Raw genomic sequence first — 23,402 nt, 5'->3', positions numbered from 1 at the left:
CACGTCAGCACCGCCGGACAGCAGAGGCTCCCCCACGTTCTGCCACGCTGCGGACGCTGACGACCGGATCTAACATGTGGGCGGTGAGCACCGTACCGGAACCCCGCCGCCACCTCGGGGAGGTCATCCGCAGCTTCGGGCTGCTCGGACTGACCGCCTTCGGCGGTCCCACCGCCCACCTCGGCTACTTCCGGACCGAATTCGTCGCCCGGCGCGGCTGGCTGAGCGAACGCAGTTACGCCGACATCGTGGCCCTCGCGCAGTTCCTGCCCGGCCCCGCCTCCTCCCAGGTCGGTCTGGCCCTGGGTTACCACCGCGCGGGCTGGGCCGGGATGTTCGCCGCCTGGCTGTTGTTCACCCTGCCCTCCGCGCTGGTCCTGGCAGGTTTCGGCCTGTTCATGGCGGGTGGGACTGTCGATGCGGGGCAGGGCTGGATCGCCGGTCTGCTTGCCGCAGCTGTCGCGGTGGTCCTGCACGCCGTCACCGGCATGGCCAGGTCAATGGCGGACACGAGGTTCACCGCCACCGTCGCGGTCCTCGCCGGCCTGGTGGTGCTGGTGGTGCCGGGTCCCCTGACACACGTGGCGGTACTGCTGGCGGCGGGTGCGGCGGGCGTGCTGCTGCTCCGGGGCGGGCGGGGCGCCGACGGCGCCGGGGAGCTCGAGGGGATCCGTCCCGTCTCCACCCGGGCGGCGATGGGCAGCATCGTCGGCCTGGTGGTCCTGCTGGTGGGCCTGTGGGCCGGGGCGGCACTGTCAGGCGGGGAGCTGCTCACCCGCGCGGCCGCCTATCTGCAGACCGGCTCGCTCGTCTTCGGCGGCGGGCACGTGGTACTGCCGCTGCTTGAACAGCAGACCGTGGCCACCGGCTGGGTCAGCCAGTCCCAGTTCCTCGCCGGTTACTCCGCCGCCCAGGCCGTACCCGGGCCGCTGTTCACCTTCGCCGCCTACCTCGGGGCCGTCGACGGCGGGGTGTGGGGTGCGCTGCTGGCACTGGTGGCGATCTTCCTGCCGTCTGCCCTGCTCATGACCGCGGGGCTGCACTTCTGGGGCCGGTGGCGCCACTCTCCTGCCCTGCGGGCCGCCTTCACGGCGGTCAACGCGGCAGTGGTGGGCCTGCTGGGCGCCGCCTTCTGGGATCCGGTGCTGGTCCACGGCATCACGGGAACCAGTTCCCTGGTCATCGCCGCCCTGTGCTGGCTCGGCCTGACGAAGTGGGGGTTGCCGCCCTGGGCGGTGGCGGCCTTCGCGGCGCTGGCCGGGGCGGTGCTGCTCTGAGCCGGGTGGGTGGCGGGATAATACGGGACGTCGTCACATGTCACATCAACAACTTATTTCGCCGCTGGCGAACTGGGCTTATGCGACAGGCCAAGCTTGTTGACGTGACATGTGACGATGCCGCGTCTTTCCTAGAACAACGACAGGCGGGTGGAACGGTAGACGGTGCCGAAGGGGGCGTCGAGACGCACCCAGCGCCCCAGGACAGAGACCCGCAGGTGACGCGGGATGTCCACAGGCGCGGCGAAACCCGGGATGAGCCCCAGGGAAGTACAGGCGAAGATCATCCGCATGGTGATCTCCGCGGTACCGGCCTCCTCCTCAACGGTGAGGACGACCTGGTCCAGCAGGCTGGCCGGCGGACCCAGCGGACCGGAGAACTGGCGTGCCAGGGCCTGACCCTTGTCGGCGAGCTCCCGGACCACATCGACGGGGATGTTGCCCACCAGCATGAAACCCTCGGCGGGCGGCAGTGCCCCGGGCCAGTTCGGATCACGGGCGGGACCGATGGTCTCGGAGCCGTCGCGGAGGGCGTCGAGAAGCTCCATCGCGGAGACCACCGCTCCGTCACGGGAGGCGGTGCCCTGGATACGGCGTGAGGCGACGACCTGGAACGGGGTGGTGACGAACACGTCCACCCACTCACCCAGCTGACGGAAACGCACCGACGCGGAGGCGTCGAGATCCACCGAGCGGCCGATCAGTGACTGCAGTCCCGGCGCACCATCGAGGATCCGCAGCGATTCGGTGATCACTGCGCGGAGTCGCCGGCCTCGAGCTCATCCACGTCGGCGGCACGGGTGAGGATCTTGATCTCCTTCTGCGTGATCGACCGCGGGCGCTCGGTGTTCATGTCGATGGCCACCTGCACGCACTCGACGATGCAGGCGACACGGCCCTGGCGGTCCTTGATCTCCTGACGGGTGGTGAAGGAGGTGTTCCCGATCTCCACGACCTGCGTCTCGATGACCAGCTCGGTGGTGTCGGGCAGCACCGGGCGCAGGTAGTCGACGTCCAGGTGCCGGACGAATACCGCGAAGTCATGGCCCCGGGCGGTGAACTCATCCTCGGCGAACTGCAGGCGGGCCTCCTGGGCGACCTCCACATAGTTCGCGTTCATGATGTGGCCGTAACGGTCGAAATCGGACCAACGGACCGGCACGGCGGTCACGTGCAATGCTGAGTTCTGGTCGGCGTTCATTCGGGGGAGGTTCCTCTTCCGGTGTTGCTCTGGGTCTTGCCCGGTCTCGCACGGCGGGCGCGTGTTACTTCCCAACCAATCTATACCGGATCCGCCCGGAGAGGGATCCGGGGCCGGGCACTGCCCCGGGCGGGGAGGTTCAACCGAGCAGTTCAGAGAACAGCAGGATGAGCCGGGCATCGATGTCATCCCGGATCAGCCGCATGCGCTCCCCACCCCCGATGCCGCGTTCCGCGGGCTCATCGGTCACCCAGCGCTCGAGCGTTCCGCGGGCATCCGCCGGGAGTTCCAGCTCGGCGTCGGCACCGAGGATGACGGTGCGGTCGACCCGGCGCAGCAGCTCGGGATCAATGCCCTTGGGCGTTCCGTGGGACATGTCCGCACCGACCTCCGCGATGGCCTCGACGGACTGGGCGTTGAGCCCGGTGCCGGGTTTCGTGCCGGCGGAGTGGATCTCCAGGCGGTCACCGGCGTGCTTCCTGGCGAGGGCGGCGGCCATCTGGGACTTGCCGCCGTTGCCGACGCAGACGAACAGGACGGACGGGGTGGCGGTCATGGTGCGACGGTTTCCTTTTCGGTGCTGGGGTCGGTGGCGGGGGTCCGGCCGGTGGGCAGGGTGGGGTCGTCCGGAAAGAGCTTCGGTCCCAGCCACAGCATGACGTAGACGAGGCCGACGAGCACGGGGATCTCGATGAGCGGGCCGATGGTGCCGGCCAGCGCCTGGGCGGAGGTGGCACCGAAGGTGCCGATGGACACCGCAATGGCGAGCTCGAAGTTGTTGCCCGCCGCGGTGAAGGACACCGACGCGGACTGGGCGTAGCCCATCCCGGACGCCTTCGAGGCGAGCAGGGAGATGGCGAACATGCCGACGAAGTAGGCCAGCAGCGGGATCGCCACCCGTGCCACGGTCCAGGGCTGGGAGGTGATCTGCTCACCCTGCAGGGAGAACAGCAGGACGATGGTGTAGAGCAGGCCGATCAGCGCCAGCGGGGAGATCGCGGGGAGGAACGTCGACTCGTACCAGCGGCGCCCCCTGGTCTTCTCGCCGATCACCCGGGACAGCACCCCGGCCAGCAGTGGGATCCCCAGGAAGACGAGGACGGAGGTGACGATCGACCAGAAGGAGAACTCGGCGGAGGTGGTCTCCAGGCCCAGCCAGGAGGGCAGGACCTGGAGGTAGAACCAGCCCAGGACGCCGAACATGAGGACCTGGAACACGGAGTTGATGGCCACCAGCACGGCCGTGGCCTCGCGGTCGCCGCAGGACAGGTCGGACCAGACGAGCACCATGGCGATGCAGCGGGCCAGGCCGACGATGATCAGGCCGGTGCGCAGCTCCGGTTCATCGGGCAGGAAGATCCAGGCCAGGGCGAACATCAGGGCCGGGCCAACGAGCCAGTTGAGGATCAGCGAGACGGCCATCAGGCGTTTGTCGGCGGTGATCTCGCGCGTCTTGTCGTAGCGGACCTTGGCCAGCGGCGGGTACATCATCACCAGCAGGCCAAGGGCGATGGGCAGCGAGATGCCGCCGACCTCGAGCGCCCCGAGGGCGTCACCAACCCCGGGGACCGCGCGGCCGATGAGCAGGCCGGCGGCCATGGCCAGGATGATCCAGACCGGGAGATACTTGTCGAGGAAGGACATGCGGGCGGGTCTGACTGGTGCGGTCATGCGGCACCTTTCACAATATTGACGGATATCAATAATGAAAATACTTCCGTTATCGACATCCGTCAATATAAGCTGTGGGCATGACCGCCGCCCAGATCCTCCCGCTCACTGACCTCGCCGACTGCTGCTCGCTGGGCACCGGCCCGCTCAGCGACGACGAGGCGGCCCGCTACGCCGCCCTGTTCAAGATCCTCGCGGAACCCGCCCGGTTGCGGATACTCTCCCAGCTGGCGGCCGGGGGGTGTGGCCCGGTCAGTGTCAACGAGCTCACCGAACTCGTCGGGTTGAGCCAGCCGACGGTCTCCCACCACCTGAAGAAACTGACCGACGCCGGCCTCCTGGAGAGGATCCGGGAGGGCCGGAACGTTACCCACCGGGTCCGTCCCGAGCTCTTCGCGGAGCTGCGCACGGTCCTGCAGATGGACTGAACCGCACTGGAACAGGAACCGAGGACTTTTCCGTGACGCATTCCCATGTCTTCGAGGCCATCATCATCGGGGGCGGGCAGTCCGGCCTGGCCACGGCCTATTACCTGCAGCGGGAGGGAGTGGACACCCTCATCCTCGACGACCAACCCTCCCCCGGTGGGGCGTGGCGGCATGTATGGCCGTCGATGACCCTGTTCTCCACGACCGACTTCTCCAACCTGCCCGGCAAACCGATGCCCGCCTCCGCGGGCTTCCCACCGGCCCGGCATGTCGTGGACTACCTGGGCGCCTACGAGAAGCGGTACAACTTCCGTGTCCGACGCCCTGTCCGCGTCACCCGGGTGGACCATGAGGCGGGGCTCTTCCACGTGCGGTCTCCTGAACAGTCCTGGCTCACCCGGAACGTGGTCGCCGCCACCGGCACCTGGTCTGCCCCCTTCGTCCCGACGTACCCGGGCTCCTTCGCGGGGACACAGTGGCACTCGGCCAACTACCCCGGCGCCGGACCCTTCCGGGGTGAGTCGGTGGCCGTGGTCGGGGCGGCGAACTCCGGCGCCCAGATCGCCGCCGAACTCAGCCAGGTCGCCCAGGTCACCTGGTACACCCGGCACGAGCCGCGGTGGATGCCCGATGACGTCGACGGACGCGTGCTGTTCCAGCGCAACCGCCGGCGCGCACTGGCCATCCTGCGGGGTGGCCCGGACCCCGGCCCCGACTCTCAGCTGGGCGACATCGTCATGCTCCCGCACGTCCTCGCGGCCCGGGATTCCGGACGGCTGACACCGACCCGCATGTTCAGCTCCCTCGATGAGGTCACAGCCGGGCACCTGATCTGGTGCACCGGCTTCCGGCCCGCTCTCCGGCCGTTCCGGGGGCTTCTCCACGGCCGCGCCCCGGAACACCCGGGCCTGCACCTGGTCGGCTACGGCGACTGGACCGGCCCCGGATCGGCCACGATCACCGGGGTGGGTCCCTCCGCCAGGCAGGTGGCCCGGGAGATCCTCGATTCTCTCGGCACATAAGCCGGCGGCCCACACCCTGAACAGGGTGCGGGCCGCCGATTGCTGGGCCGTACTGACCGGTCCGGGCTAGCGGGTCAGGCGGCGGTGGGTGACGCGCGAAGGACGGGCAGCGTCAACGCCGAGGCGCTCGACCTTGTTCTTCTCGTAGTCACCGAAGTTGCCCTCGAACCAGTACCAGCGCCCCTCCTCCACGTTGCCCTCCCAGGCCAGGATGTGGGTACAGGTGCGGTCCAGGAACCAGCGGTCGTGGGAGATGACCACGGCACAGCCCGGGAACTCGGTCAGCGCATTCTCCAGGGAACCGAGGGTCTCGACGTCGAGGTCGTTAGTCGGCTCATCGAGCAGGATCAGGTTGCCGCCCTGCTTGAGGGTCAGCGCCAGGTTCAGTCGGTTGCGCTCACCACCGGAGAGCACCTTCGACGGCTTCTGCTGGTCCGCGCCCTTGAAACCGAAGGCGGACAGGTAGGCACGGGACGGCATCTCGTTCTGACCGACGTGGATGTAGTCCAGGCCGTCGGAGACGACCTCCCACACGCTCTTCTCTGGGTCGATGTTCTCGCGGCCCTGGTCCACGTAGGAGAGCTGGACGGTCTCGCCGACCTCCACTGAACCGGAATCCGGCTCCTCGAGACCGACGATGGTCTTGAACAGGGTGGTCTTGCCCACGCCGTTCGGGCCGATGACGCCGACGATGCCGTTGCGCGGCAGGGTGAAGGAGAGGTCCTTGATCAGGGTGCGGCCGTCGAAGCCCTTCTCCAGGTCCTTGACCTCCACGACCTTGTTGCCCAGGCGCGGCGGGGTCGGGATCTGGATCTCCTCGAAGTCCAGCTTCCTGTACTTCTCGGCCTCGGCGGCCATCTCCTCGTAGCGCTCCAGACGGGCCTTGTTCTTGGCCTGACGTGCCTTCGGGGAGGAGCGCACCCAGGCGAGCTCGTCCTTCAGGCGCTTCTGCAGCTTCTGGTCCTTCTTGCCGGACACCTCGAGGCGCTCGGCCTTCTTCTCCAGGTAGGTGGAGTAGTTGCCCTCGTAGGGGTGCAGCTGGCCGCGGTCGACCTCACAGATCCACTCCGCGACGTGGTCGAGGAAGTAACGGTCGTGGGTGACGGCCAGGACAGCGCCCTTGTAGTCGGCGAGGTGCTTCTCCAGCCACAGGACGGACTCGGCGTCCAGGTGGTTGGTGGGCTCATCGAGCAGCAGCAGGTCCGGCTCGGACAGCAGCAGCTTGGCCAGGGCGACGCGGCGGCGCTCACCACCGGAGAGGTGGGTGACCGGGGAATCCGACGGCGGGCAGCGCAGAGCCTCCATGGCCTGCTCGATCTTGGAGTCGACCTCCCACGCATCAGCGGCGTCGAGGGCCTCCTGCAGGACGCCCATCTCCTCCATCAGCTCATCGGTGTAGTTGGTCGCCATCTCCTCGGCGATCGCCTCGAAGCGCTGCTTCTTCTCGAAGATCTCACCCAGACCCTCCTCCACGTTCTCGCGGACGGTCTTCTCCTCGTTCAGCGGCGGCTCCTGCAGCAGGATGCCGACGGTGGCACCCGGCTGCAGGAAGGCATCGCCGTTGGAGGGCTGGTCGATGCCGGCCATGACCTTGAGGACGGAGGACTTACCGGCACCATTGGGTCCGACGACACCGATCTTGGCGCCCGGGTAAAAGGCCATCGTGACATTGTCAAGGATGACCTTGTCGCCGACGACCCTTCGCACATTCTTCATCGTGTAGATGAACTCGGCCATTTCTCCCCTTGTGTGTAATGCGTTAAAGACACTCCACAGGGTACATGACCGGCGCGTATATACCCGAACGGCCGCTAGAAGGGCACATCCTGCGGCTCCGGGGCCCCCACCGGCTGCTCCAGGGGTGTCTCCTGCAGGTGCGAGACGTCGGTGAAGGAGTCGGCCGGCTGTTGCTTGATCTCAAGCTTCTGGTCGTAGATGTCTGCCATGTCCTGCTCGGGAATCTGGATGCCCTCGATGCGGCGTTCGCTTGCGTCCATCTTCCGGGAGGCGGCGATGTAGTAGGTCAGGTCCAGACCGATGCTGCTGGCCTTGAGGACGAGCTGGGTGCGTGGCTTCTCCTCCCCGGTCACCTGCCATTCGGTGGTGACCAGGTGGCCGGTCGCGATGACCGGCATGCCCTTGTCCAGCGAGACCCGGCAGTGCCGGGCCAGCGAGCCCCAGGCCTCGACGGTGATGTAGGCCGCGTCGCCGTCGATCCACTTGTCGTCCTTGAGCACGCGGCGATTCACGGCCACCCGCATGCTGACCAGGTCGGATTTGGACGGTTCGAACTGTTTGAGGACGGGTGTTCGGGTGAGGTTGCCGGTGATGGTGGTGGTTGATGTTGCCACGGTGAGTTCCCCCCTGGGTGTCTGTGAATGATGGTGACACCCCGCACCCTGCCACTGCGCTGGGGCGGTGACAACGAGGCGTCGATAAGCCTGTGGACAGACCCCCGCCATCCACAGGCACGGGTGCACCGCGCGGGATCAGGACTTGCGGGGGAACTCATCCCCGTAGTAGTCCGGACGCGTGGAACCACCCTCGGCCATGCGGGCGAGCATCTCGTTGTAGACCTCGTACTCGTCGCTCTCCCCCGCCTCGACCTTCTTGTCGTACTCGACCTCGGTGGCGCGGTCATCCCGGCGCCAGCCGAGGAACAGCAGGATGAACACCAGACCCAGCGGGAAGGAACCGGAGGCCCAACCGATGCCGCCACCGACCTTCTGGTCCTCCAGCAGATTCAGCTCCCACGGCAGCCCGAGGCTGGTGTAGAAGTCCTCGCCCATGACCGTGGTCAACTGCATGAGGTAGATGCCGGCGAAGAGGTGGAAGGGCATGGAACCGACCAGCCACGCCAGGCGGATCGCGGTGGGACGCTGGACCGGCAACGGGTCCGGGCCGACCAGCTCCCAGAAGTACAGGTAACCGGAGAGCAGGAAGACCCAGTTCATCGACAGATGGCCGGCGTGCTCGGAGATCATCAGCTCGTAGAAGGGGATGAAGATGTAGAGCACGTAGAAGAAGAACAGGAACTGCGCGGTGTTCACCGCCGGATGCGAGATGATCTTCAGCAGCGGTGCCTTGGTGATCGCCACGACCCAGTCATGCGCCGAGGGTTGGCCCGGCGCGCCCGGTTCATAGGCCGCCATGATCAGCGAGAGCGGTCCGCCCAGCACGAGGAAGAGCGGCACCACCATCGACAGGATCATGTGCACGATCATGTGCATCGAATAGGTGGCCGGCATGTTCATGCCCAGGCCGGAGCTGGTGGTGACGAAGAGCGAGACCGTGCCGGTCAGCCACATCGCCGTGCGCAGCCACGGCCAGGTCCCGCCGCGGCGGTGGACGCGCCACACCCCGTAGAGGTAGCCGGCGGTCATGAGGCTGGCGATGGTGCCGAACATGACGTCGAAACGCCACATGGTGAACACGTTGGTCAGCGTCGGCTTCTCCACGAGGTCGTAGCCCATCTGGATGGCCATCTGCGAGAGGTTCGGGTCCCGCGGCGGGGGTGGCGGGGTGCGGCCCATGGTGATGGCCACACCCGTCACGGCGGCCATGACGATGGCCTCACCCACCGCGAAACGCAGGAACAACCGCGGCCGGGTGTTGATCTGCGGGATGGTGATGCTGCGGTGGATCCAGCCGAGGAATCCGAGCACCAGCAGGCCCACCGTCTTGGTCACCAGGATGTAGCCGTATGTGGTGGTGAACCAGTCCGACCACTCCACACGCACTGCGGCGTTGACCAGGCCGGAGATGACCATCACGACGATGGCGAACAGCGCAATCCGCGAATAGCGGCGCAGCCCGAGCTCCATGTCGGGGCCCAGACGGCGGCCGTGCGCGATCAGGGCCATGAGGCCACCGACCCAGAAGACCATGCCCAGCAGGTGCCACAGGTAGGAGTTGGTGCCGTAGTCGTGCGCGCCACCGGCCGCGGCGTGGCCCTCCATGCCCAGCGGCACGACCGTGAGCACGGCGCCGACCAGCAGCAGCGGCTGCGCGATCCACTTCCGGAAGATCAGCCCCGCGATGCCGACGACCGCGGCGAAGGCGGCCACCACGGCCCAGGCCTGCGCGGTGGCGACCTGGCCGACGGCCACGCCCCACATGTCCGGGGCCAGTGCGTCCCTGAAGGGTGTGCCCGAGACATCGGAGAGCACCAGCGGGATCATCAGCAGCGCGACAAGCGCGAAACTCAGCGCCGAGAACGCGCCGGTCCGCGCGGCGATATCACCGTCGACGGTGAGCGGGGCCTCCACCAGGCGGGAGTTGTCGTTGTCCGGCACCTTCGGCGAGATGTAGAACGCCGAGAACATGAAGGAACCCACCGACAGGGCGGCGAGCATCCAACCCACCGCCCGGAAGAACGGCAACCCCCAGGTGGTCACCGGTCCCGGGTCCGGGATGCCCAGCGCGATGAGCGAATCGGTGAGCAGGCCGAAGGAGATCGTCGCACCCACGAGCCCCGCGACGCCGAAGAACAGCAGGTAGAGCGGCCAGGTCGGCCGCACCCTGCTCGTCCTGCTTATCGACGCCCTCTTTGTCCCGGCCTGCTCTTCCACCTGCGGTACTGACATGGCATCCACCCTAATGCCCGGCAGGTTTGCGGCCTAGCCGGTGACGGGGGCCACCGTATTCACCTCATCCTCCAGGAACTTCTTCCTGGTCATGAGGTAGGCACCGGCGAGCATCAGCACTCCGGAAGCGGCGTAGAGGATCATCGCCGCCTCCCAGCCGCCGGTGGCGGAGAAGAGCCAGCCACCGGCCAACGGACCGAGGGTACCGACGAGATAACCCACACCCATGGCGAAGCCGGAGATCGCGGCGGAACCCGACTCCGTCCGGGTGCGGCGGTTGAACATAGCGATGGCGAAGGGGAAGGCACCGCCGCCGAGACCCATGATGGTCACCCACAGGGCCGGGATACCCGGCGCCAGCAGCAGACCGACGAAGCCGATGGCGTGCACCACACTCAGTGCCGCCGCCAGTGGGAAGGGTTGGTCCATCTTCGCCGCGATGAGCGGCACGATCAGCGCCATCGGCAGCGTCATGAAGGTGTAGATACTGAACACGCCGGCGGCGGCGCCCAGATCCAGGCCGCGATCACCGAGGATGGTCGGCATCCACGCCAGCACCGCGTAGGTGTTGAAGGAGGCGGTGGCGTAGAACAGCGCCGTGCCCACCGCCGTCGGGCTGCGCAGTAGCGAAGCGATGCCGAAGGAGGCGCCTTTCGTATCCTGTGCCGTTGCGGCCCCGCCCTGGGCCGCAACGGATGCGGAGTCCTTCCGGAACAGCTGGATCGCCCACGGGATGATCGCCAGGAAGGAGATCAACGCCCAGGACGCCAGCGACCAGCGCCAGCCGGCGGCATTCGAGATCGGCACCGCAGTGAAGGCCGGCAGGGTGGCGCCAGCCTGCATCAGCAGTGCGAAGGTGGTCAGCATGATGGCCTGGCGGTCCGGGAAGTACTTCTTCACCAGCGGGGCACCGGCCACGTTGCCGAAGCCCATGCCCAGCAGGGACACCGCGGACAAGACGATGAACAGGGTGGCGTCGGTGGCCAGCGCGCGGGTCACGGCACCGATGGTCGCCAGCGTCATGCCGACAACCGCGACCAGCTCAGTCGAGGTCCGTCGCGCCAGCATCGGAGCCAGCAGACCACCCGCACCGAACATCAGCGTGGGCAGCATGCCGATGATGCTGGCACCCGTGACTCCGATACCGAGCCCCTCCCGGACCACCGGGAGCAGCGGCGAGAGACCGGTGACGGCATAACGCAGGGAGATACCCAGCAGGACGATGCCCAGGATCAGCAGGATCCGGCCGCGCCAGAGACTCGGGCGCGGGGCATCCGGGTCGGCGTCCGGATCAGGGCCGGCCCCGCCGAGGGGCGCCGAACCCGTGGCAGGCTCCGTCATGGCTACACCGCCGCCTTCGAATCACCGTCGATGTTGAGCATCTGCCCGGAGATCGAGCGGGCGTGGGGTCCGGCGAGGAACAGCGCCAGCTCGGCGATGTCCGCCGCGTCGACGAACTGCTGGACCGCCTGGTTGGCCAGGGCGCTCTCCCGCTCCTCCTCCAGGGTGCGCCCGGAGATGTCCGCCCGTCCCTGCAGGACATTCTCCATGCGCGGGCCGGCAACAGCACCCGGGTGGATGGTGTTGGATGTGATCCCGAACTCCCCCAGCTCCCGGGCCAGGGTCTTGGCGAAACCGACCAGTGCGAATTTGGTGGTGGAGTAACCGATGCGGTTCGGGTATCCGAAACGCCCCGCCAGCGAGGACATGGTGATGATAGAAGGCGCGTCGGATTCCTTCAGCAGCGGCACCGCCCGCTTGGTGATGTTGAACGTACCCCGCAGGTTCACGTTGAGCACGGCATCGAACTCGTCCTCGCCGTATTCGTCGATCGGCTTGGTGGGGCCGGCGATACCGGCGTTGTTGACCAGCACGTCCAGACCGCCGAGATTGCTGCGCACATCCTCGAGGATCTGGTCCGCCGCGGCCAGGTCGGCGATGTCGCCCACCGTGCCGGTGACGTTCTCCAGTTCGCCGGTCACCTTCTCCACAGCCTCGGCGTTGATGTCTGCGATGTGCACCTTAGCCCCCTCGCGGACGAAGGCCCGGGCGATCTCCAGGCCGATGCCGCCTGCTCCTGCGGTGATGAGAACTCGCTGTGCCATGATGCTGCTCCTTATCCGTCGCCCCGGACAACCGCCGGAGCCTGGTTGACTGATCGATCACAATTGCGCGTAGCTTGATTCATCCGGAGCCCAGGTGACTCCGGACACAACCCGATGCTACATATCGCCACTGATTCATGGATGTCTCGAACTTTTCTTCTTCCCACGTGCGGTGCGCTAGGATTTAGCGCGCATGCCCCCATAGCTCAGTGGATTAGAGCATCCGGTTTCTACCCGGCTGGTCGCGGGTTCGAATCCTGCTGGGGGCACCAATGGACTACGCCCCACCGCCCTCGTCCGGGCGGCGGGGCGAGGTCTTCCGGCTTAAGGGGCAAGAAAAATGGTGAACTCCGCCGATTTCAGGCGCGATCTTCTGCAGAGTTCACCGGAAATACCCGCTTAGCCGACAGAAGCTCCTCACCCAACAAAACGAGAAGGGCACCCGCGGGAGTCAGTGCGGGTGCCCTTCTCAGCTCAGAGGGGACGGTTCTACAGAAAACCGGCCAGGACGGAGGTGACGAAGAGGACGAGGACGCCACCGACGCGGTTGGTCAGCGCCGCGAAGGCCATGAGGTGGAGACGGTTGGCGGCAGTGAGCACCGCGACGTCACCACTGCCGCCGGTGTCAGCCATGACCAGGCCCGGGGTGATGGAAGCCTCGATGAAGTTCATCTTCACCAGCCAGCCGACGATGCCGGAGGAGACGGTGGCGATGATGACGGTGATGACGATCAGGGGGATGAAGGTCGGGTTGGCCAGGGAGGCCAGGACCTCACCGATGTTGATGTAGGTGATGGACACACCGACCAGCAGGGCGGGGACAAGGTAGGACTGGATGTAGTCGCCCCAGGAGGAGGCAGCCTCGGTCAGATCCTTCGGAAAGAGGTTGGACAGGTTGAGCGCCAGTGCGATGAGGATGACCCAGGCGTAGGCGTGGAGTCCGGAGAACATCTCCCCGAGGGCGGTGCCGGCGACGTAGAGGACGGCGGTGATGGCCAGGCCCTTGCCCAGGGCGACGAGGTTGCCGGATTCCTTCTTCTTGGGCATCGACAGGTCGCGGCCCTTCTTCTTCACGCGCAGCAGGTCGCCGTAGCCGTTGAAACCGGGGAAGGGCTGCTTCTTCAGCTTGCCCATGGCGTTGTAGGCGCCGGCGATGAGGATGCAGACGATGTTGGCCAGGACCACGGCGGACATGAGGTCGCCCATGAAGTCGCCGGATTCGCCGCCGAGGCGGGTGGCGTACATCTCGGACATCGGGACCGCACCGACACCCAGGCCACCGGCCATGATCGGGGCGGCGATGAACAGCACAGCCTCAAGGCCGCCGAAGCCGGTGATGGTGCCGAGGAGGAACAGTCCACCGAAGGTGGCGGTCAGTGCGCCGACGAGGGGCACGATGAAGCGGGGCCCGGCTTGGATGAGCAGGTCACGGGGCATACCGATGACGCTGCCGACGATGACGGCGATGACGAAGAAGTCCAGGAAGCCCTGGGCCGTCATGAAGTTGGTGACGACGTCGATGCCGTTCTGGGGGAATACCGCGAAGTGGATGAGGATGGCCGGCATGAAGGTGCACAGCATCGTGGGCAACCCGACCTCGCGGACGTAGGGGATCAGGTTGCCGACCCAGATGAGCAGGCCACCGAGGACGATGGTGATGGCGAAACCGCCGAGCATGTTGTCTGGGACCGCACCCATGTTCATCGCGGCGATGACAACCGCGAAGAGGATACCGAACCACAGGGGTGGGAAACCGGCGATGCGGCGCCACGGGGGTTCCTTGCTGACGGTGGTGCTGCCGACGGAACCCTCTGGTGGGGTGAAGGTCTCGGCGAGGATCTTCCGGGTCGGATTGTTGCGGTCACCGATGCGGGGGAATTCGACGTCCTCAGGCATGACGGGGGCCGGCTGAGTCAGGGTGCGGGGGTTGTTCTCGGACATGGGAGGATTTCCTGTCAGGCGAGTGCGGGGGCGGCAGCCACGAAATCGGCTGCGTCAGCTGAGAGTTGGGCCAGGGCCGCGACATCAATGCCGGTGTCGACGCCGAGTGCATGCAGATGTTCAACGAGTTCGAGGGTGTTGAGATTTCCAGCTGCTCCCGGGGCGAAGGGACAGCCGCCGAATCCGCCGAGGGCGGAGTCGAAACGGGTGATACCGAGTTCCAGGGCCGCGGCGACGGTCTCGAGAGCCCGGCCATGGGCATTGTGCAGGTGGAGGGAGAGGGCCACCCCGGGGAAGGCCGCCTGGACGGCCTTGACGGAGTCGGTGACCTGGGCGGGTTCGGCGTTGCCCAGGGTGTCGGCCAGGCCGATGGTGGTGATGCCGAGTTCAGTGAAGGGACGGACCACCTCGACGAGCTTGGCGGCGGGAATCTCGCCCTCGAAGGGGCAGGTGAAAGCGGTGGAGATGCCGCCGATGACAGCGGTGCCGGCCGCCTGGGCCGCCTGGATGGCGGGGGCCTGGTTGGCGAGCATCTCGCGGGTGGTGCCGCCGGCGTTGGCGGAGCTGTGGGCGTCGGAGGCAGAGGCCACAACGGAAATCTCGCTGGCGCCGGCGGCCTGGGCACGGGTGATGCCGCGGGCGTTGAGTGCCAGGGCGATCCAGGTCACGGCACCCTCAGGGCGGGCTGCGAAAAGATCATCGGCATCGGCCATCTGGGGTACGCGCTTCGGATTGACGAAGGAGGCGACCTCGATACGGGGGACGCCAACCTCCTGCAGTCGGCGGGCGATCTGGAGCTTGCGGTCGGTGGGCACGATGACGGACTCGTCCTGGAGGCCGTCGCGGAGGAATACGTCCGTGATTTCCACGTACATGCCGGTCAGCCCTCCATCAGTGCGTCGGTGGTGGAGTCTGCCAGGGCACGGGCAGCGTCCTCGTCCATACCTGCGACGTCGCGCAGGACCTCGAGGGTGTGCTCGCCGAGCTCGGGGCCGAGCCAGCGGGTGGAACCCTCGGCGCCGGGAATCTTCGGGACGACGCCGGGGAAGCGGACCGGGCGCGGCTCGGCGTCGGCCTCGACCTGGACGAGGTGCTCTTCGACCATGCCACGGGCGTGGTAGTGCTCGTCCTCCGCGATGCCGGGGGCGTCGTAGACCGGTCCGGCGGGGACACCGGCGGCGTCCAGAAGTGCCTGCGCCTCCTTGAGCGGGACAGACAGAGTCCACTGGGTGATGAGGTCGTTGAGCTCCTCTTCCCGGGCCTGGCGCCCTTCGGCGGTGACCAGGGACTCGTCCTCGGCGAGGTCGGGGCGGCCGATGACGTTCATGAGGCGTTTGAAGACGCTGGAGGCATTACCTCCGATGACGATCTCGAGGCCGTCGGCGCAGGGGTAGGCACCCATGGGAACGACACCGGGGAGTTTCCCGCCGGAGCGCGTGCGGACCATGCCGTAGGCGTCATATTCCGGTACCAGGGATTCCAGGAGGCTGAACACGCCCTCGTAGAGCCCGACGTCGACCACGCGGGCGTCGCCCTGGCGGCCGCGGGCGCGCTGCAGCATGAGCATGAGAGCACCGAGTGCGCCGTAGAGACCGGCGACGGTGTCGGCCATGCTGGCGGCGGCGCGGGCGGCCGGGCGGTCCGCCTCGCCGGTGATGTAGCGCAGGCCACCGAAGGACTCGGCTGCGCTGCCGAAGCCGGCGCGGTCGCGGTAGGGGCCGGTCTGGCCGTAGCCGGAGATGCGGACGAGGACGGCGTCGGGGTTGAGCTCGGCGATGACGTCGGGGCCGATGCCCCACTTCTCGATGGTGCCGGGGCGGAAGTTCTCGATGATCACGTCGGAGGCGGCGATGAGGCGCTTGACAGCGTCGATGCCGGCTTCAGTGCGCAGGTCGAGGACGACGGAGCGTTTGTTGCGTCCCACGGTGCGGAAGAGCATGGAGATGTCGCCGACGGGGCGTCGCCAGTCGCGGAGTTCATCCCCGCCGGGCTTCTCGATCTTGATGACGTCCGCGCCGAAGTCGCCGAAGATGCGGGAGGCAAAGGGGGCGGCGATGTAGTTGCCGAGTTCCAGAACCCGGATGCCGTCGAGCGGCATGTTGCTGGTGTCCTGCTGATCCTGCGTCATGGTGAGTTCCCATTCAGTGGTAGTTGCCGTGTTGCTGAGTGAGAGCCTAGGCATGTGATCCATTCTGCGCAAGGGCAATTTTGAGGCTTGTCTCACATTTTTTGGAAACCCCCAGCGCAGCATGGGTACAGATGGCCGGAAAATTATCCCAATCAGTGAGAGTTAATCTCCCACCTGTTGGCAAAGTGGGGTCACAGTGTTAGCTTGAACGTGTCAGAGGTCACCTTCGGCCTCGGTGCCCGAAAAATGGGCACTATCCCCTCCGGAGCGCAGCGTCCGGGTCAGACACATATGGACAAGCCACTCATTCATCACTGGAGGATCTGATGTACACCGTCTCCGAGGCCGTCGCCCGCACCCTGACCGCCAACACCGACACCTTCTTCGGGCTCATGGGCAACGGCAACGCCTGGTTTGTCGACGCACTCGAGCGTCTCGACGTCCCCATGATCCCCGTCCGCCACGAGGTCGCCGCCGTGGCCTCCGCGGACTCCTACCACCGAGTGACCCGGAAACTGGCAGTCGCGACCACGACCTACGGGCCCGGTTTCACCAACGTCATCACCGCGCTGACCGACGCCGCGCTCTCCCATACCCCGCTGGTCTACGTCGTGGGTTCCGCCCCGGCCGCCGCGCCGCGGGACTTCGACATCGATCAGGACGCGATGTCCACCGCCGCAGGTGCACACGTGCTCAGCGTCGGCCCCGACAACGCCGCGGCCGCTACCCAGCAGGCCGTCGAACTCGCACTGGAGACCCTGCGTCCCGTCGTCCTGTCCATCCCTTATGACCTCGCCGACCAGCCCGTCACCGAGGCCGGCGCACAGGCCCCCGCCCCCGCACAGCCCGCGGCCCGGGTGGTGCCGGTGGTGGATGAGGTCGTCGATAAGCTCGCCGCCGCCACCCACCCCCTCATCGTCGCAGGCCGCGGCGCACGGGCCGCCACAGCTGATTTGATCACCCTGGCTGAGCTGCTGCGTGCCGACGTCGCCACCACCGCTCCCGCCCGCGGCACCTTCCCCGCCGGCGAGCGCCGCTACCGCGATCTGGGCATCAGCGGTGGATTCGCCGCCGAGGGTTCGGCCAGGGAGATGCAGCGTGCCGACGTCGTCCTCGTCGTCGGCGCCGGACTCAACCAGTTCACCACCTCCTCCGGCAATGCCTACGGTGAGCAGGCCACCATCATCCAGATCGACATCGCCGCGTCCGCCACCAACTCGCTGGTAGACCTCTTCCTCTCCGGGGACGCCACCGACATCATCCCCGTGCTTCTCGACGGCCTGCGTTCCCGCGAGTACCTTGCCGGCGAGCGGGAGCGCCGTGAAGCAGAACCCACCGCCCGCGCACTCGGTGAGGAACTCGCCCCCGACGGACGCCTCGACCCGCGCAGCCTCATGGTACGTCTCAACCGGGCCATCCCCGCCGACCGCCTCATCGTCTCCGACGGCGGCCACTTCATTGGCTGGGCCAATATGTACTTCGACGTCCAGGGCCCCGACCACCTCGTAATGGTGGGCACTGCCTTCCAGTCCATCGGACTGGGCTTTCCCTCCGCACCGGGTGTGGCCACAGCCGCCGGTGAGCGCACCACCGTCCTGGTCACCGGCGACGGCGGCGGACTGATGGGCATCGCGGATGCCGAGAGTTTCATCCGCACTGCCCACCGCGGCGTGATCATCGTCTTCAACGACGCCGCCTACGGCGCCGAGATCCACCAGTACGGCGCAAATTCCAAGGGCCTGGCCGAGAAGCCCATGCTCATCCCCGAGATCAACTTCGCCGGGATACTCACCTCCCTCGGCGCGCAGGGCACCGTCGTACGCACCCTCGACGACCTCGCCGACTTCGATGGATGGATCGCCTCCGGAGCCACCGGCACCTATGTCCTTGACTGCCGGGTCTCCCGCAGCATCGTCGCCCCCTACATGAACAAGGCACTGCAGAAGACCACCGTCTGACCCCCGTGCTAAACATTGGGGTGAACACCCTGGAGCGAAACTGCCCCGGACCCCGCAGGGAAGGAACAGCCATGGACGGCGAACGGACCGGAAACCGGATGCTCGAGCGGACGGCCGCGATCCTCGACGCCGTGGAGAACGGCCCTCTCCTGGCCTCCGAGATCGCCCGGGTCACCGGGCTCTCCCTGTCCACCACCCACCGCCTCGCCCTGTCCATGGCGGACCTGGAATTCCTCACCCGCTACCCCGACGGCACCTTCGGCCAGGGCACCCGCATTCTGCAGACCTACCGTGACGCGGTCGCCTACCAGCCACTATGGGAACTGGCCTCGAAGGTGCAGGAATCCGTCCAGCTGTGGGTGCGCTACCGCGACGAACGTGTTTGCCGCGTGAGTATCGACGCCCCCCGCGAGCTCCGCGTCACCCTACCCCAGGGCTCCCGCCTGCCGCTGCCCGCCGGTTCTGCTGGCCAGATCCTCGCCGAAACCCCGGAAGCCGCGGAACAGCTGCGCAAGAACGGGTGGGTTGAATCCGAGGGCAACCGCGTCGCCGGTGTCGGCTCCGTCAGCGCCCCCGTCATCGTCGACGGCAAGGTCGTCGGCGCCGTCTGCGTCGCCGCCCCACTCAGCCGCGTCGTGCGCAGCATCGGCCAGGACTACGGCGCCCAGGTCGCGGAGACCGCAGCGAAGATCTCGAAGCTGCTGATCTGAGGGGCCACACCCCAACCACCGCGGCGTCGATTAGCGTGTAGGACATGACTCTTCCCTCCCCCAGCCCGCAGGCTCATGCGCTCGTCACGGGTGCCAGCCAGGGCATCGGTATGGCCATGGCGCGTGATCTCGCGTCGATGGGCCACAATCTCATCATCGTCGCCCGGCGCGAGAATGTTCTCCGGGATTTTGCCGCGGAGCTCGAGTCCGCGCACGGTGTGGACGTCGAGGTCTTCGCTGCGGACCTGAGCAGGCATGAGGACGTCGACCGTCTCATCGTGCATATGGCGGAACGTGAGATCTCGATCCTGATCAACTCGGCGGGCATCGCAACCTTCGGCCCGTTGATCAAACAGGACTGGGACCATGAGATGGCCCAGTTCAACCTCAACGCCACCGCCGTCTTCCGCCTCACGCGTGCGGTGCTGGACGGAATGCTGGAGCGGAAGTCGGGGGCGATCTGCAACGTGGGTTCTGCGGCGGGCAACGTGCCGATCCCGAACAACGCCACCTACGTGTTCACCAAGGCGGGCGTCAACGCGTTCACCGAGGCTCTGCACTATGAGCTCAAGGGCACCGGTGTGAGCTGCACGCTGCTGGCACCTGGTCCGGTGCGTGATGCGGTGGTGCCGGATGCGGAGAAGTCCATTGTGGACAAGGTGGTGCCGGATTTCCTGTGGACCACCTATGAGTCCTGCTCCCGGGAGACGCTGGAGGCGATGGCGAAGAACCAGCGTCGCGTGGTGCCGGGCCCGCTGAGCAAGGCGATGAATGCCGTGTCCAAGATTGCACCGACGGGGTTGCTCGCGCCGGTGATCGGTAAGTTCTATTCGAAGATGGGTGACTAGCAAGTGATCGAGAATAACGTCGCACGGAAGAATGACCGCCTGGTGTGGGTCGACCTGGAGATGACCGGGCTGGACTACGAACGCCACGTCATCGTGGAGATCGCCGCGCTGGTCACCGACGCCAACCTCCATATCCTCGGCGAGGGCGTGGACCTGGTCGTCCACGCCACCGAGGAGGAGCTGGCGGAGATGGATGACTTCGTCACCAACATGCACGAGACCTCCGGACTCACCGAGCAGATCCGGCAGTCGACCGTGACCATGGCCCAGGCGGAGGACGCCGTGCTTGCGCTCATCGCCGAGCACTGCTCCCCCGAGCACCCCGCTCCCCTGGCCGGCAACTCAATCGCCACGGACCGGGCGTTCATCCACAAGCAGATGCCGCGTCTCGACGCCGCGCTGCACTACCGCATGGTTGATGTCTCCTCCATCAAGGAGCTCGCCCGCCGCTGGTTCCCCAAGGCCTATTTCAACCAGCCGGAGAAGGGCCTCGCCCACCGCGCGCTGGCCGACATCATCGAGTCCATCCGCGAGCTCGACTACTATCGACGCACCGTCTTCGTCCCCGTCCCGGGTCCGGAGTCGCCGGCAGCAGCTGAACATTCGACCGCAGTTCAGGCCCACTACCAGCAGTTTTTGTAAATTGCGCCGGATGGGTTAATCTGTAGTCCGCTGCGATCAAGCAGCGATGGTGGCTGTAGTTCAGCTGGTAGAGCACCAGGTTGTGATCCTGGGTGTCGCGGGTTCGAGCCCCGTCAGCCACCCCGATGAAGCAGGACCCCGGACTTTCAGAGTCCGGGGTCCTGCTGTTTTTCTTCCTATACTGGGGTTTTGTGCCCGGGCCACACGGGCCGGCACGGATCAGTGAAGGAGTATCACGATGACTTTCAGCATGGACAAGGGCAACGAGTTCGTCGAGGAGACGCAGAGTCCCGAGGGTGCCGCCGCCTGGAAGCAGCAGCTGGATGAATTCGCCCCGGGCGCCTCCGACTGGGTCGTCGGCGCCGTATTCGGCGGGACCTACCAGCGCGAGGGCATCGACCTGAAGACCCGCCAGCTGCTCAACATCGCCGCGCTGGCGGCCATGGGTGGGGTGGAGCCGCAGCTGACCGGCCACATCAGGACCGCGATCGAGGTCGCAGGTATGAGCCAACAGGAGGTCGGCGAGAGCATCATCCACCTCATGCCCTACATCGGTGTGCCGAAGACGCTGGCTGCCATGCGCTGCATGAAGGCCGCCGTCGAGGGCTGATCCCGGCCGCTACTCCGCCAGGTGCCCCCGCAGCGTGGTGGCGGCGTACTCCGTGCGGAACAGGCCACGTTCCTGGAGGACGGGGATGACCAGGTCCACGAAGTCCTCGATACCCGCGGGCAATGAGGGCGGCATGAGGTTGAAGCCATCCGCTCCCCCGCCTTCGACCCAGCGGGCCATCTCGTCGGCGATCTGTTCCGGGGTGCCCACGAAGGTGGCGTGTCCGCCGCCTGCCGCGAGGTAGCCGAGCAGTTCCCGCACGGTGGGTTGCTTAGATTCGATGATGCGCAGGATGGTGGCGTAGCGGCCCTTCGGTCCGGTGAACTCAGCCAGGGTGGGCAGCTGCGGCACCGGGGCGTCGAGTTCCCAACCGGAGGTGTCCTGGGCGATGAAATAGGACAGACCCTTCAGCGCGTCCTCGACGGGCAGCAGCTCGTTGAGGGCGCGCTGCTTCTCCCGGGCCTCCTCCTCGGTGCGCCCGACGTAGGTGACCAGCCCAGGCATGACGATGAGTTCGTCCGGGTCGCGGCCAGCCAGCTCGGCCCGACGGCGCACATCGAGGCGGTACTCGCGGGCCATCTCCAGGTCCCAGGCGACGGCGTAGATTCCCTCGGCGTGTTTCGCCGCCAGGTTCCGGCCGGGTTCGGAGGCCCCGGCCTGGAAGAGGACGGGCCGGCCCTGCGGCGGGGCGGGGATGTTCAGCGGCCCGGCGACCTCGAAGTACTCACCGGAGTGCTCCAGCGGGACGAGCTGCGAGCCGTCACCCCAACCGGTGGTGGGGTCGTTGCGCACCGCTTCCGCCGGGAAGGAATCCCAGAGGCGGTTGAGCACTGTGATGAACTCCTCGGCACGCGCATAGCGTTCGGCATGCGGCGGCAGCGCCGGCATGCCGTGGTTGCGGGCCTCAGTGTCGTTCATGGAGGTCACCACGTTGATCCCGGCGCGCCCGCCGGAGATGTGGTCGAGGGAGGCCAGCTGGCGGGCGGCGTGGAAGGGTGACCAGAAGGTCGAGGAGATGGTGGTGACCAGGCCGATGTGCTCGGTGGCGCGCGCCAGGGCGCTCAGGGTGGTCACCGGTTCGAGGAACCACAGCGGGCCGGAACCGACGCCGCCGAGGTCGGCGGACTGGCCGTCGGCGAGGAAGACGGCGTCGAGAAACCCGCGTTCAGCGATCTGCGCGAGTTCCTCCCAGTAGGTGATGTCGCCGAGCCGTCCGGCGGCGGAGTCCGGGGCGCGCCAGGCAGAGGTGTGGTGGCCGGCGGCGAAGGCGAAGAGGTTGAGGTGCATGTTTCTAGTCCTTGACCAGACCGCCGTCAACGACGAGGTTCTGGCCGGTGACCGCGCGCGCCCAGGGGGAGGCGAAGAAGAGGATGGCGTCGGCGAATTCCTCCGGGGTGGTCACCGACTGCAGCGGGGTGGACGCTGCGATGAGGTCGAAGACCTCGTCCGGGGTGGCGGCGCTGGCGTCGGTGGTGCGCAGCAGCCCGCCGGAGAGCATGTTGACGGTGATCTTCTTAGGCCCGAGGTCCGCGGCCAGGGTGCGGGTGAGCGAGAGCAGCGCGGCCTTGGCGGCGGTGTAATCGTGGTACGGGACCACGGGATACTGGAAGAGGTTGGTGCCGATGGTGATCACGCGTCCGGAGCCGGCCTCCTCGAAACCGGGCAGGGCTGCCTGCACGGTGTTCAGCGTCCCCTGGACCGCGCCGGAGAACTGGGTCTCGAAGCGTTCGTAGGTGATTTCCCCGGCCTTGGGGCGGGCGTCACCGTCGAAGGAGAAGTCGATGAGCGCGTTGTTGATCACCGTGGTGATCGGCGCGCTGAAGGTTGCGCGGGCGGCGTCGACAAGCGCGTCCATCTGCGCGCGGTCGCGGACATCCGCCTGCAGTGCGACGGCCCGGCCGGGGTGCTTGTCGACGATCGCGGCAGCCGCCGCAGCACTCGAGTGGTAGTTGATCACGACGCGGGCCCCCTCGCGCAGGAACGCCTCCGTGATGGCCCGGCCGAGGCCGCGGGCCCCGCCGGTGACGAGCACGATCTGCTCGGCGATGGTTGGTGCAGTGGTGGTCATGTGGGCGCCTTCCGGGAAAAGGCGAAGGTACCCCAGACGCCCCGGATGTACCGGAGCTGTGGACATTCCCTTCGCCAGTGCTAACTGGATCAGGTTCGACGGGTGTCATCTCAGCCGCTCAGGTGGCGGCACCCCGTGTCACGTGGCCATCACTGTAGCAAGGGGGCGGCGCACAGCCACCCCGGTAGGTAACCTGGGCCACACATC

The 23,402-nt window shown here is 66.9% G+C and carries 22 protein-coding genes, 2 tRNA genes and 1 riboswitch; of the genes, 10 read left to right on the top strand and 14 right to left on the bottom strand.

The window, feature by feature from the left end; translation table 11 throughout:
• Nucleotides 1-83 precede the first annotated feature (83 nt).
• Complete coding sequence (chrA, locus tag NYP18_RS11765; RefSeq protein WP_259428391.1) at nt 84-1,277, top strand: chromate efflux transporter; 1,194 nt, start codon at nt 84-86, stop codon at nt 1,275-1,277.
• Nucleotides 1,278-1,408: 131 nt separating this feature from the next.
• Here chrA and NYP18_RS11760 read toward each other — a convergent pair whose 3' ends face one another.
• The 4 genes from NYP18_RS11760 to arsB form a co-directional block, all read right to left on the bottom strand.
• Complete coding sequence (locus tag NYP18_RS11760; RefSeq protein WP_259428389.1) at nt 1,409-2,032, bottom strand: DUF8185 domain-containing protein; 624 nt, start codon at nt 2,030-2,032, stop codon at nt 1,409-1,411.
• Nucleotides 2,029-2,478, bottom strand: a complete 450-nt coding sequence (locus tag NYP18_RS11755) for an acyl-CoA thioesterase (RefSeq protein WP_259428387.1) — start codon at nt 2,476-2,478, stop codon at nt 2,029-2,031. Before NYP18_RS11755 ends, NYP18_RS11760 begins: the two co-directional genes overlap by 4 nt.
• A gap of 139 nt (nt 2,479-2,617) precedes the next feature.
• On the bottom strand, nt 2,618-3,034 hold the full coding sequence (locus NYP18_RS11750; protein WP_259428386.1) for an arsenate-mycothiol transferase ArsC: 417 nt from the start codon (nt 3,032-3,034) through the stop codon (nt 2,618-2,620).
• Nucleotides 3,031-4,149 (bottom strand): ACR3 family arsenite efflux transporter, encoded by a 1,119-nt coding sequence (arsB, locus tag NYP18_RS11745; RefSeq protein ID WP_259428385.1) that lies wholly within the window; start codon nt 4,147-4,149, stop codon nt 3,031-3,033. Before arsB ends, NYP18_RS11750 begins: the two co-directional genes overlap by 4 nt.
• Nucleotides 4,150-4,229: 80 nt before the next feature.
• Here arsB and NYP18_RS11740 point away from each other — a divergent pair, with 80 nt between their 5' ends.
• Both NYP18_RS11740 and NYP18_RS11735 read left to right on the top strand, forming a co-directional pair.
• Nucleotides 4,230-4,577, top strand: coding sequence for an ArsR/SmtB family transcription factor (locus NYP18_RS11740; protein WP_259428384.1), 348 nt, complete (start codon nt 4,230-4,232; stop codon nt 4,575-4,577).
• 32 nt (nt 4,578-4,609) lie between these two features.
• A complete protein-coding gene (locus tag NYP18_RS11735) occupies nt 4,610-5,599 on the top strand; it encodes an ArsO family NAD(P)H-dependent flavin-containing monooxygenase (RefSeq protein ID WP_259428383.1) in 990 nt (329 codons plus the stop codon).
• Nucleotides 5,600-5,665: 66 nt separating this feature from the next.
• Here the strand turns inward: NYP18_RS11735 and ettA are convergent, their stop codons facing one another.
• The 5 genes from ettA to NYP18_RS11710 form a co-directional block, all read right to left on the bottom strand.
• On the bottom strand, nt 5,666-7,336 hold the full coding sequence (gene ettA, locus NYP18_RS11730; protein ID WP_259428382.1) for an energy-dependent translational throttle protein EttA: 1,671 nt from the start codon (nt 7,334-7,336) through the stop codon (nt 5,666-5,668).
• Between the two features lie 74 nt (nt 7,337-7,410).
• Nucleotides 7,411-7,950: a single-stranded DNA-binding protein gene (locus NYP18_RS11725; RefSeq protein ID WP_259428381.1), complete on the bottom strand. Its 540-nt coding sequence runs from the start codon at nt 7,948-7,950 to the stop codon at nt 7,411-7,413.
• A gap of 138 nt (nt 7,951-8,088) precedes the next feature.
• The gene (locus tag NYP18_RS11720) at nt 8,089-10,185 is read right to left on the bottom strand and encodes a bifunctional copper resistance protein CopD/cytochrome c oxidase assembly protein (protein WP_259428380.1); all 2,097 of its coding nucleotides are present in this window, start codon (nt 10,183-10,185) and stop codon (nt 8,089-8,091) included.
• 33 nt (nt 10,186-10,218) lie between these two features.
• The gene (locus NYP18_RS11715; protein WP_259428379.1) at nt 10,219-11,526 is read right to left on the bottom strand and encodes an MFS transporter; all 1,308 of its coding nucleotides are present in this window, start codon (nt 11,524-11,526) and stop codon (nt 10,219-10,221) included.
• Between the two features lie 2 nt (nt 11,527-11,528).
• On the bottom strand, nt 11,529-12,290 hold the full coding sequence (locus NYP18_RS11710; protein ID WP_259428378.1) for an SDR family oxidoreductase: 762 nt from the start codon (nt 12,288-12,290) through the stop codon (nt 11,529-11,531).
• A gap of 195 nt (nt 12,291-12,485) precedes the next feature.
• Between NYP18_RS11710 and NYP18_RS11705 the strand changes: the two genes are divergently transcribed.
• Nucleotides 12,486-12,562 (top strand) — tRNA-Arg (locus NYP18_RS11705).
• Nucleotides 12,563-12,779: 217 nt separating this feature from the next.
• Here NYP18_RS11705 and NYP18_RS11700 read toward each other — a convergent pair.
• Genes NYP18_RS11700 through NYP18_RS11690 form a run of 3 tightly spaced genes read right to left on the bottom strand, consistent with a single transcriptional unit; the run spans nt 12,780 to nt 16,359 of the window.
• Nucleotides 12,780-14,231 (bottom strand): 2-hydroxycarboxylate transporter family protein, encoded by a 1,452-nt coding sequence (locus NYP18_RS11700; RefSeq protein WP_259428377.1) that lies wholly within the window; start codon nt 14,229-14,231, stop codon nt 12,780-12,782.
• A 14-nt stretch (nt 14,232-14,245) separates the two neighbouring features.
• Nucleotides 14,246-15,106, bottom strand: coding sequence for a hydroxymethylglutaryl-CoA lyase (locus NYP18_RS11695; protein WP_259428376.1), 861 nt, complete (start codon nt 15,104-15,106; stop codon nt 14,246-14,248).
• A 5-nt stretch (nt 15,107-15,111) separates the two neighbouring features.
• Entirely contained in the window at nt 15,112-16,359 is a 1,248-nt protein-coding gene (locus NYP18_RS11690; RefSeq protein WP_259428375.1) for a CaiB/BaiF CoA transferase family protein, read from the bottom strand.
• 326 nt (nt 16,360-16,685) lie between these two features.
• On the opposite strand from NYP18_RS11690, the gene NYP18_RS11685 reads away from it, so the two are divergent.
• The 6 genes from NYP18_RS11685 (at nt 16,686) to NYP18_RS11660 (ending at nt 21,127) form a co-directional block, all read left to right on the top strand.
• On the top strand, nt 16,686-18,317 hold the full coding sequence (locus NYP18_RS11685; protein ID WP_259428374.1) for a thiamine pyrophosphate-binding protein: 1,632 nt from the start codon (nt 16,686-16,688) through the stop codon (nt 18,315-18,317).
• 71 nt (nt 18,318-18,388) lie between these two features.
• Nucleotides 18,389-19,027: an IclR family transcriptional regulator gene (locus tag NYP18_RS11680; protein WP_259428373.1), complete on the top strand. Its 639-nt coding sequence runs from the start codon at nt 18,389-18,391 to the stop codon at nt 19,025-19,027.
• Between the two features lie 44 nt (nt 19,028-19,071).
• Entirely contained in the window at nt 19,072-19,875 is an 804-nt protein-coding gene (cmrA, locus tag NYP18_RS11675) for a mycolate reductase (RefSeq protein WP_259428372.1), read from the top strand.
• Between the two features lie 3 nt (nt 19,876-19,878).
• Nucleotides 19,879-20,517: an oligoribonuclease gene (gene orn / locus NYP18_RS11670; RefSeq protein WP_259428371.1), complete on the top strand. Its 639-nt coding sequence runs from the start codon at nt 19,879-19,881 to the stop codon at nt 20,515-20,517.
• A 49-nt stretch (nt 20,518-20,566) separates the two neighbouring features.
• Nucleotides 20,567-20,639 (top strand) — tRNA-His (locus tag NYP18_RS11665).
• 116 nt (nt 20,640-20,755) lie between these two features.
• Nucleotides 20,756-21,127 carry a carboxymuconolactone decarboxylase family protein gene (locus NYP18_RS11660; RefSeq protein ID WP_259428370.1) on the top strand — a complete coding sequence of 124 codons (372 nt, stop codon included), beginning with the start codon at nt 20,756-20,758 and terminating at the stop codon, nt 21,125-21,127.
• A gap of 9 nt (nt 21,128-21,136) precedes the next feature.
• On the opposite strand, the gene NYP18_RS11655 is transcribed toward NYP18_RS11660, so the two are convergent.
• The gene (locus NYP18_RS11655) at nt 21,137-22,414 is read right to left on the bottom strand and encodes an LLM class flavin-dependent oxidoreductase (protein WP_259428369.1); all 1,278 of its coding nucleotides are present in this window, start codon (nt 22,412-22,414) and stop codon (nt 21,137-21,139) included.
• A 4-nt stretch (nt 22,415-22,418) separates the two neighbouring features.
• A complete protein-coding gene (locus NYP18_RS11650; RefSeq protein WP_259428368.1) occupies nt 22,419-23,195 on the bottom strand; it encodes a 3-oxoacyl-ACP reductase in 777 nt (258 codons plus the stop codon).
• A 48-nt stretch (nt 23,196-23,243) separates the two neighbouring features.
• Nucleotides 23,244-23,341: riboswitch (TPP riboswitch) on the bottom strand.
• Nucleotides 23,342-23,402 lie beyond the last annotated feature (61 nt).

It is taken from the genome of Corynebacterium lemuris, from assembly GCF_024919295.1.
GTDB classification, from domain to species: domain Bacteria; phylum Actinomycetota; class Actinomycetes; order Mycobacteriales; family Mycobacteriaceae; genus Corynebacterium; species Corynebacterium lemuris.
The sequence above is the reverse complement of the archived record's forward strand: the minus strand, read 5'-3'. Positions and strand labels throughout refer to the sequence as shown.

Coding starts and splice junctions, on each gene's coding strand:
- NYP18_RS11685 (WP_259428374.1), top strand. CDS start 16,686: ATGTACACCGTCTCCGAGGCCGTCGCCCGCACCCTGACCGCCAACACC.
- NYP18_RS11695 (WP_259428376.1), bottom strand. CDS start 15,106: ATGTACGTGGAAATCACGGACGTATTCCTCCGCGACGGCCTCCAGGAC.
- NYP18_RS11750 (WP_259428386.1), bottom strand. CDS start 3,034: ATGACCGCCACCCCGTCCGTCCTGTTCGTCTGCGTCGGCAACGGCGGC.
- cmrA (WP_259428372.1), top strand. CDS start 19,072: ATGACTCTTCCCTCCCCCAGCCCGCAGGCTCATGCGCTCGTCACGGGT.
- NYP18_RS11690 (WP_259428375.1), bottom strand. CDS start 16,359: ATGACGCAGGATCAGCAGGACACCAGCAACATGCCGCTCGACGGCATC.
- NYP18_RS11660 (WP_259428370.1), top strand. CDS start 20,756: ATGACTTTCAGCATGGACAAGGGCAACGAGTTCGTCGAGGAGACGCAG.
- NYP18_RS11655 (WP_259428369.1), bottom strand. CDS start 22,414: ATGCACCTCAACCTCTTCGCCTTCGCCGCCGGCCACCACACCTCTGCC.
- NYP18_RS11650 (WP_259428368.1), bottom strand. CDS start 23,195: ATGACCACCACTGCACCAACCATCGCCGAGCAGATCGTGCTCGTCACC.
- NYP18_RS11740 (WP_259428384.1), top strand. CDS start 4,230: ATGACCGCCGCCCAGATCCTCCCGCTCACTGACCTCGCCGACTGCTGC.
- NYP18_RS11720 (WP_259428380.1), bottom strand. CDS start 10,185: ATGTCAGTACCGCAGGTGGAAGAGCAGGCCGGGACAAAGAGGGCGTCG.
- ettA (WP_259428382.1), bottom strand. CDS start 7,336: ATGGCCGAGTTCATCTACACGATGAAGAATGTGCGAAGGGTCGTCGGC.
- NYP18_RS11700 (WP_259428377.1), bottom strand. CDS start 14,231: ATGTCCGAGAACAACCCCCGCACCCTGACTCAGCCGGCCCCCGTCATG.
- NYP18_RS11715 (WP_259428379.1), bottom strand. CDS start 11,526: ATGACGGAGCCTGCCACGGGTTCGGCGCCCCTCGGCGGGGCCGGCCCT.
- NYP18_RS11680 (WP_259428373.1), top strand. CDS start 18,389: ATGGACGGCGAACGGACCGGAAACCGGATGCTCGAGCGGACGGCCGCG.
- NYP18_RS11710 (WP_259428378.1), bottom strand. CDS start 12,290: ATGGCACAGCGAGTTCTCATCACCGCAGGAGCAGGCGGCATCGGCCTG.
- NYP18_RS11755 (WP_259428387.1), bottom strand. CDS start 2,478: ATGAACGCCGACCAGAACTCAGCATTGCACGTGACCGCCGTGCCGGTC.
- arsB (WP_259428385.1), bottom strand. CDS start 4,149: ATGACCGCACCAGTCAGACCCGCCCGCATGTCCTTCCTCGACAAGTAT.